Source organism: Helicobacter apodemus (assembly GCF_000765745.2).
Taxonomy (GTDB): Bacteria; Campylobacterota; Campylobacteria; order Campylobacterales; family Helicobacteraceae; genus Helicobacter_D; species Helicobacter_D apodemus.
Map to the genome: position 1 here is coordinate 26924 of NZ_JRPC02000012.1, position 15748 is coordinate 42671.

The 15748-nt window shown below is 32.4% G+C and carries 17 protein-coding genes; 15 read left to right on the forward strand and 2 right to left on the reverse strand.

What is annotated here, in order from left to right; all coding sequences use genetic code 11:
- The first annotated feature begins 17 nt into the window (after positions 1-17).
- The 10 genes from tgt (at position 18) to LS72_RS05540 (ending at position 8470) form a co-directional block, all read left to right on the forward strand.
- Positions 18-1145 carry a tRNA guanosine(34) transglycosylase Tgt gene (gene tgt / locus LS72_RS05495; RefSeq protein WP_034553492.1) on the forward strand — a complete coding sequence of 376 codons (1128 nt, stop codon included), beginning with the start codon at positions 18-20 and terminating at the stop codon, positions 1143-1145.
- A gap of 86 nt (positions 1146-1231) precedes the next feature.
- A complete protein-coding gene (locus LS72_RS05500) occupies positions 1232-1897 on the forward strand; it encodes a bacteriohemerythrin (RefSeq protein WP_034553490.1) in 666 nt (221 codons plus the stop codon).
- A 15-nt stretch (positions 1898-1912) separates the two neighbouring features.
- The gene (locus tag LS72_RS05505; RefSeq protein WP_138155159.1) at positions 1913-3685 is read left to right on the forward strand and encodes a flagellar assembly protein A; all 1773 of its coding nucleotides are present in this window, start codon (positions 1913-1915) and stop codon (positions 3683-3685) included.
- A 121-nt stretch (positions 3686-3806) separates the two neighbouring features.
- Positions 3807-5273: a cytochrome-c oxidase, cbb3-type subunit I gene (gene ccoN, locus LS72_RS05510; RefSeq protein WP_034552352.1), complete on the forward strand. Its 1467-nt coding sequence runs from the start codon at positions 3807-3809 to the stop codon at positions 5271-5273.
- Between the two features lie 11 nt (positions 5274-5284).
- Positions 5285-5968, forward strand: coding sequence for a cytochrome-c oxidase, cbb3-type subunit II (ccoO, locus tag LS72_RS05515; RefSeq protein WP_034552354.1), 684 nt, complete (start codon positions 5285-5287; stop codon positions 5966-5968).
- Position 5969: 1 nt separating this feature from the next.
- The gene (locus tag LS72_RS05520; protein WP_034552357.1) at positions 5970-6188 is read left to right on the forward strand and encodes a cytochrome c oxidase, cbb3-type, CcoQ subunit; all 219 of its coding nucleotides are present in this window, start codon (positions 5970-5972) and stop codon (positions 6186-6188) included.
- Positions 6189-7067: a c-type cytochrome gene (locus tag LS72_RS05525; protein WP_034552360.1), complete on the forward strand. Its 879-nt coding sequence runs from the start codon at positions 6189-6191 to the stop codon at positions 7065-7067.
- Between the two features lie 11 nt (positions 7068-7078).
- Positions 7079-7276 carry a DUF4006 family protein gene (locus LS72_RS05530; protein WP_034552362.1) on the forward strand — a complete coding sequence of 66 codons (198 nt, stop codon included), beginning with the start codon at positions 7079-7081 and terminating at the stop codon, positions 7274-7276.
- 124 nt (positions 7277-7400) lie between these two features.
- The gene (locus LS72_RS05535; RefSeq protein ID WP_034552364.1) at positions 7401-7985 is read left to right on the forward strand and encodes a hypothetical protein; all 585 of its coding nucleotides are present in this window, start codon (positions 7401-7403) and stop codon (positions 7983-7985) included.
- Positions 7982-8470, forward strand: coding sequence for a hypothetical protein (locus LS72_RS05540; protein ID WP_034552366.1), 489 nt, complete (start codon positions 7982-7984; stop codon positions 8468-8470). The genes LS72_RS05535 and LS72_RS05540 overlap by 4 nt, the downstream gene beginning before the upstream one ends.
- Positions 8471-8489: 19 nt before the next feature.
- Here the strand turns inward: LS72_RS05540 and rpe are convergent, their stop codons facing one another.
- Positions 8490-9128: a ribulose-phosphate 3-epimerase gene (rpe, locus tag LS72_RS05545; RefSeq protein ID WP_034552368.1), complete on the reverse strand. Its 639-nt coding sequence runs from the start codon at positions 9126-9128 to the stop codon at positions 8490-8492.
- A 152-nt stretch (positions 9129-9280) separates the two neighbouring features.
- Here rpe and LS72_RS05550 point away from each other — a divergent pair, with 152 nt between their 5' ends.
- The 5 genes from LS72_RS05550 (at position 9281) to LS72_RS05570 (ending at position 15299) form a co-directional block, all read left to right on the forward strand.
- Positions 9281-10138 (forward strand): class 1 fructose-bisphosphatase, encoded by an 858-nt coding sequence (locus tag LS72_RS05550; RefSeq protein ID WP_052087208.1) that lies wholly within the window; start codon positions 9281-9283, stop codon positions 10136-10138.
- Complete coding sequence (locus LS72_RS05555; protein ID WP_052087209.1) at positions 10125-10430, forward strand: hypothetical protein; 306 nt, start codon at positions 10125-10127, stop codon at positions 10428-10430. Before LS72_RS05550 ends, LS72_RS05555 begins: the two co-directional genes overlap by 14 nt.
- On the forward strand, positions 10420-12324 hold the full coding sequence (metG, locus tag LS72_RS05560) for a methionine--tRNA ligase (protein ID WP_238700724.1): 1905 nt from the start codon (positions 10420-10422) through the stop codon (positions 12322-12324). Before LS72_RS05555 ends, metG begins: the two co-directional genes overlap by 11 nt.
- Positions 12325-12335: 11 nt before the next feature.
- On the forward strand, positions 12336-13391 hold the full coding sequence (locus LS72_RS05565) for a hypothetical protein (protein ID WP_034552372.1): 1056 nt from the start codon (positions 12336-12338) through the stop codon (positions 13389-13391).
- A 108-nt stretch (positions 13392-13499) separates the two neighbouring features.
- Entirely contained in the window at positions 13500-15299 is a 1800-nt protein-coding gene (locus LS72_RS05570) for a PhoX family protein (RefSeq protein WP_034552375.1), read from the forward strand.
- On the opposite strand, the gene LS72_RS05575 is transcribed toward LS72_RS05570, so the two are convergent.
- Positions 15296-15733, reverse strand: a complete 438-nt coding sequence (locus LS72_RS05575) for a YqaA family protein (RefSeq protein ID WP_034552377.1) — start codon at positions 15731-15733, stop codon at positions 15296-15298. The genes LS72_RS05570 and LS72_RS05575 overlap by 4 nt on opposite strands.
- Positions 15734-15748 lie beyond the last annotated feature (15 nt).

A 15748-nucleotide genomic window follows, 5' to 3' on the forward strand; every position in this document is an offset into this window, starting at 1 on the left:
GCAAAAAAAGGTTAAAAATGGAATTTAATTTACAGCAAGTCTGTGGTAACGCTAGAGCTGGAATGTTAAAATTAGCCCACGGAGAAGTTCTAACACCTATTTTTATGCCTGTTGGGACACAAGCAAGTGTAAAAGCTTTAGACTTTATAGATTTATTAGCCCTAAAAGCCCCCATTATTTTAGCTAACACTTATCATCTTTATTTGCGTCCTAATGATGAAGTTATTAGGCAATTAGGGGGATTGCATAATTTTAGTAAATTCCCTAAAAACTTTTTAACCGATAGTGGAGGATTTCAAGCTTTTAGCCTCTCTAATAATGTTAAAGTTTCTAATGAAGGAATTTTATTTAAAAGCCATATTGATGGGAGCAAGCATTTTTTTACACCTAAGAAAGTCTTAGATATTCAATACAATTTAAATAGTGATATTATGATGGTTTTAGATGATTTAGTGGGTTTGCCAGCCCCAAGAGAGAGGATTTTAGAATCTATTAATAAAACAAGTCTTTGGGCAGAAGAATCTATTCAATACCATAATTTTAAGAAATACCAAGCACAAGAGGAAGGGAGAGCGTTTAATAATCATATTTTTGCTATTAATCAAGGGGGGGTTGATAGGGAGTTAAGAGAAATAAGTGCAAAAGATTTATGCTCAATGGGGGATTTTGATGGATATGCTATTGGGGGATTAGCTGTTGGGGAATCTAATGCAATGATGTATGAGACGCTAGAATTTACGCTTCCATTTTTACCAAAAGATAAACCACGTTATTTAATGGGAGTTGGAACACCTAGAGATATTATAGAAGCTATTGCAAGGGGCGTTGATATGTTTGATTGTGTAATGCCAACAAGAAATGCAAGGAATGGGACTCTTTTTACTAGTGAGGGAAAGATTGCTATTAAATCTACTAGGTTTAAGCTTGATACAAAACCATTAGATGAAGAATGTTTTTGTTATACTTGCACCAATCATACAAGGGCTTATTTACACCACCTTTTTAGAGCAGGAGAAATGAGCTATTTTCGATTAGCGAGTATTCATAATTTAGCTTATTATTTAAGCTTAGTAAAGAATGCTAGAGAAGCTATTTTTCAAGGCAGGTTTGAAGAGTTTTATAAAAAGGTTGTAGAAATTTATTAAATATATCTTAAAAGCATAAAAATATTGTTATAATAATAAAAGCTGTATAGCTTTAATACATTATTGAATTTTAAAAGGTATTACTTATGGTAGAGTGGAGTCCAGATTATAGCATTAAGAATCATCATCTTGATGCTCAACACCAAGAGTTGATGAAATATGTAGGTTTAGCAAAAGTTATTATTAATATGGAGCCTGCCGTTAAAGAAGCTAAATTAAAACTATTGATTTCAAAACTTCTAATTTATGCAAAAGAGCATATAAAAGATGAAGAAGAGTATATGAAACGTATTAATTATCCCTTTTTTAAGGAGCATCGTGCTTCTCATATGGTTTTTATGAAAAATCTTAAAGCAATTGTTTCTAACTTTAATGATATTGACAAAACGAGTGTAAAACTTTTTGAATTTCTTGATCATTGGCTTTTAAAACATATATTAGAAGAAGATAAGAGAATAGAAGCTTTTCGGAATTGTTTAACAGAGATTAATGAATTGCCTTATAACTTGCAACAAAAGACAAAAATATTAGATGAAGCATATGATATTTCTAATGAGGTTAAGCACCGCTATGTTTGCCTTTGCCATTTAAAAGTTCATGAGGTTTGTGATACTTTAGATAAAGAATTACAAAGAGAGCATTCTTATATTTGTTGCACTACTTGTAAAAATCCTATTATTAAGCTTGATACTGAATTAGAAAAAGATGAAAACAAATTTGATGATTTACTAAAACAATATTATATTGAATAGGAAAAATAACTAGTAATGCTTGAAAAAACACGATTTAATAGAATTGATAATATTCCTCTGTTCCTACAACAAAAAGAAGAAGAGCTGGGGGTAAAGCTTGATTTTGATTTATTAGATACACGGACTGTATGTATTAAAAATGATGATAATATTCCAAAATTAGTTACTGATACGCGTATATTTAATAAAGATTCCAATTATACTGCTGATGTAGTTATTAAGCAACTTCATACCATAGATATTTATAAATTTCCAGAAACAGAGAAAGAATTTTATTTTGAATTAAAAGAAGTCCCAAAGTATCGTCTTGATGCTATTTTAACTTGCCGAACCCCTTTAGTATTCCATCATACCTTAAAGGCTGATATTTATCATTTGCTTTATAAAACAATGTTGCTTAATGGATATTTAATAAAAATTAGAGAATACAAAAATCTAGTGCTTCAAATTAATGAATTTGTAAAACAAGTTATTAATGATGCTCATCCTACAAAAGTTTTATTAAATGTAGCAGTAGGTGTTGCTCCAACACCGAAAAAAGAGGAAAGTTTAAATTTTTGTTTTGATGAAAAGGATTTTGCTTATTCAAATATTTCACGAACTATAACAACAAAAAATTTTTTAATGACTTTTAAAAAAGGGGATTTATTATTCGAATATATTAAACCAATACCCTCTAAGGCAGGAAGGAATTTAAAAGGAGAAAAAATCACTCTTGATGAGAAAATTGCTCCTTGCCCTATAAAGATAAAAAATGGAATACATAGAGAAGATGAAGTTGCTATTAAGTTTTTTGCAGCACAAGATGGGTTTTTAAAAGAAGTTGGACCTTATACTTATGCAATTAGTGATAATTTGGTTCTTTCTAATAGTTTTGATAGTATCCAAGAAGTGCAAGCTGATAAAATGGTGAAAATTAATAGTGTTGTTGATTCTAAATCTACTATTTATGCAGATTTTTGTTTTATTGCCGCACATCAAGGTAATGTTAAAGCACATACCGTTGTTATTGATTCTTTAGAGAAAGGCAAGGTTGAAGCAAGATTTGCTTTTATTAATGCTTCTGCAGGTGGTGTTATTAAGGCAGATTATGTCTATATTAAAGAATTACGCTCTAGCAATCAAGTTTATACTCGTTATTCTTTAGTAACTGATAATATTGTTGGGGATTTTAATATTTTAGAAGTTGATCCAGAAAACTTTGTCTTTTTACATCGGGACAGGCTTAGCTATATAAGATTAGTTGATGAGATGAGAAAAAAAATGCGTTTTTTTCGTCAAAAAATGACTAATTTACGTAATTATTTATTTACCTCACAATCTAAAGCGTATGCGGTAAAAAATCAAGACCGTAATAAACCAGTCCCAAAGGGTTATTCAGATACCCTAAAGCAACGTGATAAGACTTTAAAAGAATACAAAGAAGCCTTAAAAGAATATAATAATCTTGTTAATTTATGGTATATCGGCGAAAAAAAATTAAAAGATATTAATGAGGCAGCTTTTCACGCAAGCGTGATTATACGCGGGAGTTCGCAAGGACAAGAAACTTTATTAAAATTTAGGGCTTACGAACACGAAGTTGAAAGATTATTTAATACTATTGTGCCTCAAGTCAATAATGCCCTTACTTTTAAGATTGTAAAAGAGGGTGAAATTGGTCATTTGCGTCAAACCGATATTGTTGAAACTGAATATACTGAGTGGATAGATAAATTTAATCCTTATGCTGCCAATGAAAAAAACGAAAAAGATAAAGAAGATGATTCAAAAGAAGCTAACTCTTAATCCTTTATCCAAATTTCACTATCTTATCATCTCTCCTTTAAGCTAGAGGTTATTATTTTTTTAATAAAATATCAGGTTTATTCTCTAGAAACAGGGGAAATTTTGTAGGAAAGGAACGTATATGCAATCAAATTCTGCATTAGAGTATGATTACTCCATTGCAAAGTTATTTCTTTTTGCAACTGTCGCATTTGGCATTATTGGATTATTATTGGGTGTTATTATCGCTTTTCAAATGGCGTTCCCAAATCTTAATTATCTAGCAGGTGAGTTTGGAACTTTTGGAAGACTTAGACCATTGCATACAAATGGCATTATTTATGGTTTTACACTAAGTGGTATTTGGGCTACTTGGTATTATGTAGGACAAAGAGTCTTAAAGATTTCTTATAATGAATATCCTTTTTTAAGGTTTATTGGATATTTGCATTTCTGTCTTTATATCCTTTTAATGATTTTAGCAGTTATTAGTTTATTTGCTGGATTAACACAATCTAAAGAGTATTCAGAACTTGTTTGGCCTTTAGATCTTTTGGTGGTTATCGTTTGGGTTTTATGGGGATTTAGTCTTTTTGGTTCTATGGCTTTAAGGAGAGAACAGACAATTTATATTACTTTATGGTATTTCATAGCCACTTTTGTTGCAATTTCTGCACTTTATATCTTTAATAATCTTTCTATACCTACTTATTTTGTCTCTGGTGTAGGTTCTATATTGCATTCCATTTCTTTCTATGCAGGGACTAATGATGCTATGATTCAATGGTGGTTTGGGCATAATGCTGTTGCTTTTGTCTTTACTTCGGGAATTATTGGTATTATTTATTACTTTTTGCCTAAAGAATCCGGACAACCTATATTTTCCTATAAGCTTACTTTATTTTCGTTTTGGGGATTAATGTTTGTGTATATTTGGGCCGGAAGCCATCACCTTATTTATTCAACAGTTCCAGATTGGATGCAAACAATGGGATCAATTTTTTCTGTTGTTTTGATTTTACCCTCTTGGGGAACCGCGATTAATATGCTCTTAACAATGAAAGGGCAATGGCATCAATTAAAAGAATCTCCCTTGATTAAATTTTTAATCCTTGCTTCAACTTGGTATATGCTAACTACCTTAGAAGGTCCTATTCAATCTATTAAATCTGTCAATGCTTTAGCCCACTTTACAGATTGGATTATAGGGCATGTGCATGATGCAGCACTTGGTTGGGTTAGTTTTACAATTATTGCAGCTTGCTATCATATGACGCCAAGATTATTTAAACGTGAGATTTACTCTAAAAATCTTATGGATATTCAATTTTGGATTCAAAGTGCAGCAATTGTTTTATATTTTTCGAGTATGTGGATTGCAGGTATCACGCAAGGTATGATGTGGAGAGCCACCGATGAGTTTGGTTCTTTAGCCTATTCTTTTATTGATACCGTTACGGTGCTAATGCCTTATTATGTTATTAGGGCTATTGGCGGTGCCTTATATTTCTTAGGATTTATTATATTTACTTATAATATTATTATGACAATTGTTGCAAGTAGAGAGCTTGAAAGAGAGCCAAATTATGCAACTCCTATGGCAGCGTAAAGGAGGATTAGATGTTTCATTGGTTAGAAAAAAACCCATTTTTCTTTACGGTAGTATTTTTATTAGTATTCTCCATTGCAGGATTGGTAGAGATACTTCCTGATTTTGCAAAAGCATCACGTCCAACAGAAAATTTAAAACCTTATACTTTGCTTGAAACCGCTGGGCGTCAAATTTACATTAAAGAGAGCTGTAATGCTTGCCACTCACAACTTGTTCGTCCTTTTAAAGCAGAAACTGACAGGTATGGTGCTTATAGTCTTAGTGGAGAATATGCTTATGATAGACCTTTTTTATGGGGTTCAAAGAGAACTGGTCCTGATTTGCATCGTGTTGGGGATTATAGAACAACAGATTGGCACGAGCAACATATGCTAGATCCTGCCGGTATTGTTCCAGGCTCCATTATGCCAGCTTACCCTCATCTTTATAAGAAAAACATTGATGTTGATACTGCTTATGCAGAGGCTTATACGCAAAAAGTTGTGTTTGGTGTGCCTTATGATACAGAAAATAACCCTAAATTAGGAGATTTGGAAACTAGTAGAGCAGAAATTTTAGCAGAAGCTCAATTAATTGTTGAAGATATGAAAGATCCAGAAATAAAAGCTGCTTTACAAAGAGGAGAGATTAGGCAAATTGTCGCTTTAATTGCTTATTTAAATAGCTTGGGACAAAAAAGAAGGGCTAATTAAAGTGGATTATGAGACTATACGAATCATTCAAGGTTATGCTTATTGGTTTATAACTCTTTTGTTGGTTATTTTACTTTATACTTATGTGTATCATTTATATAAAAGCCAAAAGAGTGGAAAGATTGATTATGAAAAATATGCAAGACTTGCATTAGATGATAACTTAGAGGATAATCTCATAGAAATTAGAAATAAAAAAGAAGGAAAAAAGGAAAGCTAAATGGAATGGTTTAACTTAAGTGATAGTGTAAATCAGCTCGCACTTATTGGTGCAATATTAATCCTAGCTTTGACTATTTTTATTGCTGGTAGCTATATTAGAAAAATGAAAAATAGTAAGGCTGAAGGTGAGCTGACAAGCGAAGATTGGGATGGAATTAAAGAATTTAAAAATGATATTCCAGTTGGTTGGGGATTGGTTTATTTGGTGCTTATTATTTGGGCATTATGGTATTGGTTTGTAGGGTATCCACTAAATTCTTATTCACAAATTGGTGAATATAATCAAGAGGTTAAAGCTTATAATGCTAAATTTGAAGAGCAATGGAAAGATGCTGATACAGAAATACTTGTTAAAATGGGGCAGAATTTGTTTTTAGTGCAATGCTCCCAATGCCACGGAATTACAACAGAGGGTATCAATGGTGTAGCAGCAAATTTATTAGATTGGGGTAGAGAAGAAGGAATTATTTTGACTATGAAAATAGGGAGTAAAGGTTTAGATTATCCACTAGGTGAGATGCCACCCATTAATCAATTATCCCCAGAAGTTGCCAATGATGAAGAATCCCAAAAAGCCATTGCTGCTTATATAATGGCTGAAATCTCTGATGTTAAGAAGACAAAATATCCCGATTTAGTGCAGAGAGGAAAAGATCTTTATATTGCTACTTGTAGTGCTTGTCACGGGGAAGATGGAAAAGGTATGGGTGGATTAGCTCCAGATTTAAGCAAATATGGAACCATAACTTTTGTTGCTGAAGTTTTAGAAAAGGGTAAAAAGGGGCATATAGGGAATATGCCATCTTTTAAAAACCAAATGCTAACAGATATCCAAAAAGAAGCATTAGGATATTTTATTTATTCAGATAAAAATTAAGGAGTGGTTTAATGAATGGATTATTTGGAATTAATGGACTTAGTGGGTATTTTCTTTCTGTAGCATTATTATTAGTTATTGTATTTGTTTTAGGCTATTTAGCCATAACAACGCAAAAAAATCAAGTTAATAATCCTTATATTATTGAAAATCCTAGTGCATTAGAAAAAAAGAGTATGGATAATGCTAAACATTATAAGATACAATAAGGGGTAAATGATGATTCGCTTTAGCAGTTTAGAGAAAATTTTGTTTGCAGCACATATTGTTATAATCATAGTTTCTATAGCGGTTGCATTTATTCCTGATATGCTTCTTTATATTGGTTAATCAATGAACTATAAGTTAAAAATAGGGTTTTTTGCTCTATTTTTTTCTATAAGTTTGTATGGCAAATCTTATGTTTTAGATAATCAAAATCAAATTTTAGATAAAACCGCAGATTTTATAGAAGTTTTAGCTAATGAAGTTTATGAAAAGACGGGTGTAGGCTTGTATATTGTCGCTCTTGAGGATTTAGAGGGGATGAATCTTCAAGAGAAAGAATTACTCTACAAAAAGGATCTTAAAAACCCTTATATTCTTTTATTTTTTGTTAAAAAAGAAAAAAAAATTGATATTATCACCACAGAGGATAGTGCTAAAATGTTTGATAAAAAAGAAGTCTATTGGGATTATATTGTGCCATTAATTCCAAATTCTGATAAAGAGCTTACCCAACAAAACATTTCGGCATTCCTATTAAATGGTTTTATGGATATTGCTGATAGAATAGCCCAGTTCCATAAAGTGGAGTTAAAACATAGTTTTTCTACTACCAATAAAGGAGTTGAATTAACTACTAAAATGATACTTTATTTAATGCTTTTTATTTTATTGATTGTATTTGCATTTGTATCCTTAAGAAAAAGTAAATGAATAAAAATTATTGGCCCTTAGGAATTTTTTTATTTGCTTTAGTAGTTGTAGGCTTGATTGTCCTTACTATTAAAACTGCTATTACAAATCCTGTTGAATTGCAAAGAATGTGTCAAAGAAGTTCACAAGATGTTGATGAAAATATCAATGAAATTACAAAACTGCAAACAGAGTTTTTAAAAAAATATGTTATTAACTTTGAGGGTGCAAGAGAGCAAACTTCAAAGGAATTTCGGCAGGCTTTTATTAGGATAACTTCAAAAGAAAGTGGAGCAATACAAAGTAATGCTAAGGTTAATTTTTATCTCACTCGTCCTCATACTGCTAGAGAAGATAGGGATTTAGGAAAGGCGGAATTTGTAGATGGATTATGGCAAAGCCCTAGTTTTAGTGTTGAAAGTTTAGGGCGGTATCAGATAGAAGCCTATGTAGAAATTGGTAAAGATTCTCTTTGTATCTCTAAAGAGTATAGAATCAAACAATAAAAGCAAAACTTCCCATTAGTTATACCCTTAGAGTTTTTATCCTTTCTTTATAATCTCCACTAAAGATATAGCTCCCCGCTACTGCAATATCTACCCCACTTTTTTTTAACTCTAAGATATTTTCATCACTAACCCCACCATCTACTTCAATAAGACAATTTGGGTTACGCACTTCAAGCATATCCTTTAGTTCTTTGATTTTATCTAAGGTATTGGAGATGAATTTTTGTCCCCCAAAACCGGGATTTACACTCATTACTAATACCATATCAATATATTCTAAGAGATAATAAATACTATCTAAACTTGTATGAGGATTAAGCACAATAGCAGGAGAGATTCCATAGTTTCTAATTTTTTGAGCAAGAGAGTTTGAATGTTTCTCCTCTTCAATATGAAAAGAGATATATTTAGGCTTAAAAGGGGCGAATAAATCCACAAAAAAATTATTGTTTTGCACCATTAAATGAATATCAAGGGGCTTAGTGGAAGCCTTAGCAACAGATTCTACTACAACTGGACCTATGGTAAGATTGGGGACAAAATGCCCATCCATAACATCAATATGCACTAAATCACAACCGCATTCACAAATAGCTTTGATTTCTTCTTCAAGTTTTCCAAAATTTGCCGCAAGAATACTAGGGGCTATTAACATAAAAATTCCTTAGGATTTAATCAATAATAATGTAGAAATTGTAGCAGATAATAATTCCACCTTTTTAATTATTGGTGAATAATAATGAAAAAACTATAAAATAATTATTTTTAGCTATAATTTTGAAATTTTAATTTTGGAGTTAAATATCTATGCAAGATAATCTAGCACAAGATTTAGAAAAAATTTTTACTACTATTAAAGATTCTTCTTTACATATTTATCAGATTCTTAGAAATAATATGGGAGAAACCACCCAATCAAAAAATTCAACCGGTGATTTGCAATTACAAGCCGATGTTTTAGCCGATGAAATTTTACACAAGGCTTTTAAGACTTTAGAATGTGTGAAAGAAATTTGTAGTGAAGAACAAGAGATGAGCATAGAACTTCATAATAATGGAATTTATAAAATTGCTTATGATCCCCTTGATGGCTCTTCCTTAATGGGAGCAAATTTAAGTGTTGGGAGTATTTTTGGCATTTATCGTGGAGAGTTTTTGCCTAAAAATCTTGTTGGGGCAGCTTATATAGTCTATGGAATGGTGGTTGGAGTAGGCATTGCCTCTAAACTTAAAGAAGGTGTTGATTATTTTGTCTTTAATGGAGAGGATTTTAAACTTCAAAAAACCTTGTTTTTAAAAAAAGAAGGTAAGCTTAATGCTCCTGGTGGAACGCAGAAATACTGGAGCAAGACACATCAAGATAAAATGAATAATTTATTTCAAAAAGGTTATCGTTTGCGTTATAGTGGAGGAATGGTTCCTGATTTGCACCATATTTTGATAAAAGGTGGTGGCTTGTTTTCTTATCCTTCTACAACCGATGCCCCAAAAGGAAAATTAAGAATGCTTTTTGAGGTCTTTCCTTTTGCCTTTATTTTTGAAAACGCAGGAGGAGGAGCCACTGATGGCAAGCAAAGGCTTTTAGAATTAGTTCCAAATCATTTACACGATACAACACCTTGTTTTTTTGGGAGTAATAAGGAGATAGAGATTGCCAAGAGATGATAATTTTAAAGAAGCATTAAAAGAATTAAAAGATTGTCAAGCAAAGCATAAAATAACAAGTTGTTTCCTTTGTGATGATGCAGTGGGTTGTGATAAAAAAGAGAGTTTTGAAGATTTAGTAATGCGGAATTTAGATACAAAAATACATTCTTTACAAGACTGTCAAAGGGAGCACAATATAAGAAGCTGTAGTGTTTGTAAGGAATTACTAAATTGTGAGATAAGAAACGCCTATGTTGATGCTGTTTATTTAAGTATGAATAAAGGAAGTGGAGGAAGCTTTGAGTTCTAAATTTTATATTACTACACCTATTTATTATGTAAATGATATTCCCCATATTGGACACGCTTATACAACTATTATTGTTGATGCTTTAGCTAGATTCCACCGTCTATTAGGGCAAGAGGTCTTTTTTTTAACAGGAACCGATGAGCATGGACAAAAAATTGAGCAAGCAGCTGCTAAAAAGGGCAAAAATCCTAAAGAATATGTTGATGAGATTTCTAAGAGATTTAAAGATATTTGGGAAAGCTTTGGGATTAGTTATGATAAATTTATCCGCACAACCGATTCTTATCATATTCAAACCGCACAAAAAGCATTTTTGAAAATGTATCAAAGAGGGGATATTTATAAGGGTGAGTATGAAGGGAATTATTGTATCTCTTGCGAAGCATTTTTTACAAAATCCCAACTTATAGAGGGTGGAAGATGTCCAGATTGCAAGAAAGAGACGACTTTAGTAAAAGAGGAGAGCTATTTTTTTAAACTTAGTGCTTATCAAGAGAGGCTTTTGGAGTTTTATAAGCAACATAGTGATTTTATTTTTCCAAAATCACGTTATAATGAGGTAATAAGATTTATAGAAGATGGTTTAGAAGACTTATCTATTACAAGGACAAGTTTTGATTGGGGGGTTAAGCTTCCTAGTGAAATTGCCAATAAAGATTCTAAAAAGCATATAATGTATGTTTGGTTAGATGCCTTAATTAATTATTTGAGTGCCTTAGGTTATGAGAATGAGTCAGATGATAAAATGGAGTTTTGGCCTGTTAATTACCATATCGTTGGGAAAGATATTTTACGATTCCACGCAATTTATTGGCTTGCGTTTTTAATGAGTTTAGAGTTACCTTTACCTAGGCATATTGCAGCACATGGGTGGTGGACAAAAGATGGTGCTAAAATGAGTAAAAGCGTAGGCAATGTAGTCAATCCACAAGAAATTGTCAATGCTTATGGTTTGGATTGTTTTAGGTATTTTATATTACGCGAAGTTTCCTTTGGACAAGATGGAGATTTTTCGCAAAAAGCCTTGATAGAGAGGATAAATGCTGATTTAAGCAATGATTTAGGGAATCTCCTTAATCGTCTTTTAGGGATGAGTGCAAAATATTTTAACAACCATTTAAGGGTTGATATTCAAGCTTTCAAAGCACATTATAAAGAGGAATTAGAAAGTATCCATAAAATTTTAATGGGGCTAGAATTACTCATGCAAGAAGTGCAAATTCATCGTTATTTAGAGGAGCTTTGGAAGATCTTTGCTCTTGCTAATGGCATGATTGCAAAAAAAGAGCCTTGGAGATTAGTTAAAGAAGATAAAATGCAAGAAGTCGCAGAGCTTTTAGTGTTTATTGCTAATCTTTTGATTAAAGCTGCCTTTTGTCTCTCTCCTTGTATGCCAAAAACTGCTAAGGAGATTCTTGATGTTTTCAATATTCCCTTAGAATCAAAGCATTATTTAGAGTTTATTAAGAATAACCAAATTATATCAGAAATGGTTTTAATGCCTATTATGGCTCTTTTTCCTAAGATTGAAACACCTCTTTTAGAAGAAAAGCAAATAAAAACCCAACATTTCATTACTAAAGAAGAATTTTCTAAAATAGAAATTAAGGTTGGAACTATTCTAGGTGCAGAGATTATGCCAAAGAGTGAAAAACTTTTAAAGTTACAAGTAGATTTGGGTGAAGAAAGAGAGCGTCAGATAATAGCTGGGATTAAATCTTATTATACTACTCAAGAATTGATTGGTAAGCAAGTGTGTGTATTGGCTAATTTAAAACCAGCGAAATTAATGGGCGAATTAAGTGAAGGAATGATTTTAGCAGTTAGCGACGATGATGGCTTAAGTTTAATACAACCACAGGCTATAAAGAAAAATGGAAGCCAAATTAGTTAGTGGAGCAATTAATGAATAAAAAAGGGATACAAATTAGTGTTAATGAAATTGTTGAAATCACTTTTGGAACACTTTTAAATAAGCCTAGCATTTCTTTTTTTAGTCAATTTTGTTATGAAATAGAATCGATTCAAAAAGGTGCTTTATTTATTGCTAATGATGAAAAAGATATTGAAATGGCTATTCAAAAGGGGGCTTTTGGAATCCTCTTTAGTGGTGAAATAGCCATGAGTGATGAGGAAGTAGCTTGGATTAGTGTAGAGAATTTAGAGGAAGCATTATTTAGGATTTTGCGTCATTATCTAATCATTTATAATAAAATATTATTTTCCCTCTCACAAGATGAATATGAATTAAGCTCACAAATATTTCTTCCAAAGGAGAATTTGAGTTTTTTTAATGGTTCTTTAGTCGCATTAATGAATCATATTTTAGAGACACCATCTGTTTATATATTAGCCCTTTTGCCTTCAGCTTATCAGGAGAAATTGCAAAAACAACAAGAAATTCAAATTTTTTCTGATAAAAAAATTAATGAAGAATCCTTGCCCTTTATGGTAACTTCTTATTCCCTCTTTGGAATAAAGATTTTTTATCATTCTATGGATTATGAGCTTCCTCTACCCAAACTTTTTTTTCAACTCCTAGCAAGAGTATTGAATTTTGCTGAAGAATATTCTTTATCTGTAGATTTAAATAAATTAGAGAGAATTTCAAACTTTAAACCCCTCTACCTTGATGAACGTGGATTTATTTCAAGACCCGGAACTACTAATCGTGTGCTTTTAGCCTGTGAGGATGTTAAACTTTATGAACAATACCTTGTTTATTTTACAATGTATGCAAAGTGGGCAAAATTAATGCTATTTGTTCCTAATATTTATCACGAGCTTTACGCGCCTTATGGAGAAGTCTATAGTTATGCAGATAAAGAGGAATTGTTTGGGTTGCTTTTAGAGAAGCATTATAATTTTGCTTTAATTTTGGGCGAGAATACTCAAGTATTTGAAGAACAATTCCAATTCCACGAGCTAGAACAGAATCTTTTTGATTGGGTTGAGAAATAAAAAGCTAAAACTCCCCTAACTTTACAAACATTTTACCTATTGTATTTTTTCCCTTTACAGAGATGCTTTATAATTTTCTATCTTGAAATTACATAAAAAGGATTTTGTATGCAAAGAAGAGATTTTTTAAAGACAAGCTCTATAGCACTTTCTTATATTGGCTTTTTTGGGGTATTACCCTTGGGAGCAAAAGAGAATCATTTAATAGGATTTAAGGCACTTCCAGCTAGCACACAAGATGCAGTAATCGTCCCAGAGGGCTATGAGGTAAAACCACTTATTAGCTTTGGCGATCCTTTATTTAGTGATGCAATGCCTTGGAGTGAGAAAAAAATTATAGATAAAAATAGGATTATAAATGCTACAAGAGTTTTTGGTGATAATAACGATGGTATGGCATTGTTTCCATTAAATAACAATCGGTATATTTTAGTTGTCAATAATGAATATATTAATCCTGAATGGCTTTTTAGTGATAATGGTAAAAATATGGATTCTAGTAAGGTTGCTTATGAGCAAAACTTGTTAGGGGTGAGTATCTTTGAGATAAAACAAACAAAAAATGGTTTTTTTAAGGTTGTGTTGGATTCTCCTTATAATCGGAGAATTACAGCACATACACCTATGCAAATTAGTGGGGTGGCAAAGGGGCACAAGAGTATGCAAACTCAAGCGGATGAAAAAGGTGAGCTAATCTTAGGGACACTCAATAATTGTGCAAATGGACAAACGCCTTGGGGAACTTATTTAACCTGTGAAGAAAATTTTGATAATTTTTTTGGGGCAAGCGATTCTAATTATCAATTTACACAAAGTCAAAAACGTTATGGAATGAAAGCTAGGAGTAATTATGGTTGGGAGCTTGATTGCCGTTTTGATGTTTCTAAAAACCCTAATGAACCTAATCGGTTTGGTTGGGTTGTAGAAATTGATCCTTATAATCCTAATTCCACTCCTATGAAACGCACTGCATTAGGGAGATTCAAACACGAAAATGTTGAGATTGTCTTAAGCAAAGAAGGTTATGTTGTTGCCTATATGGGTGATGATGAGGCTGATGAGTTTTTGTATAAATTTGTCTCTAAAGAAAAATTTGATTCTAAAAATCCTAAGAAAAATAAGAATCTCTTAGAGGAGGGAACTCTCTATGTTGCAAGAATACAAGGAGAAAATTTAAGCGGGGAGGGGGAATGGATCGCATTAAATTATGGTCAAAATGGACTAGATTCCACAAATGGATTTTATTCCCAAGCAGATATTTTAATCAATACGCGTCTTGCAGGAAGCATTGTTGGTGCCACACCAATGGATCGTCCTGAATGGATTGCTGCTGATCCTAAGGGAGAATTTGTTTATGCAACATTAACTAATAATAAAAAACGCGAAATGGCAGATGCGGCAAACCCTAGAGAAAAAAATATCTATGGACAAATTATACGTTGGAATCCAAAGGGCAAGAATCACTTAAACACCAAGTTTAAATGGGATATTTTCTTACTTGCTGGTAACCCAATGCAATATCCCAATGATTTGCGTAAGGGGACAAGCAATATCACTAGTGAGAATATGTTTAATTCGCCCGATGGTTTAAAATTTGATAAGTTTGGTAGGCTTTGGATTCAAAGCGATGGTGATTATTCTAACAAGGGGGATTATGCAGGAATGGGGAATAATCAAATGCTCTGTGCTAACCCAGCTACAGGAGAGATTAAGCGATTTCTAACTGCACCTATTGCAAGCGAAGTTACAGGAATTGCGTTTAGTCAAGATTATAAAACAATGTTTGTAGGAATCCAACATCCCGGAGAAAAACTTGCTCCAAGTCATTATCCAGATGGTGGAGATTCTACACCTAGAAGCACAATCGTGCAAATTACCAAAAAAGATGGCGGAATTATCGGTAGTTAAAAAATTTGTGTATATTTGTTATACAAATAAATAAGCACCCAATACCGCACCGCTTTACCAAGAGTAATAAACACAATAGCTTTGAATATAGAATAGCGATACACACCCAGAGCAAGTGCAAAAATATCACCTAAAATGGGTAAAAAACTAAAGAAAGCATAGAGAAAGCCTCTTTTTTGAATCTTATCTGCATAGCGGTGGATTTTTTGGTGCGTGTTTTTAAAATATTTAAGGTAGAGAGAATCCCCTAAATATCCGATTGTATAGGTACTTAATGCACCTAATGTATTGCCAAGTGTTGCGACAATCCATACCCAAATCCACGCATAATCAAGAGCCAAAAAGGCAATAACAAAAGCTTCTGAACCTAAAGGATAGAGACTGCTTGCTAAGGCACAAACAAAAAATAGCCCCAAAAGTCCTAAGTTATCCATATAGCCGCCTAAAAT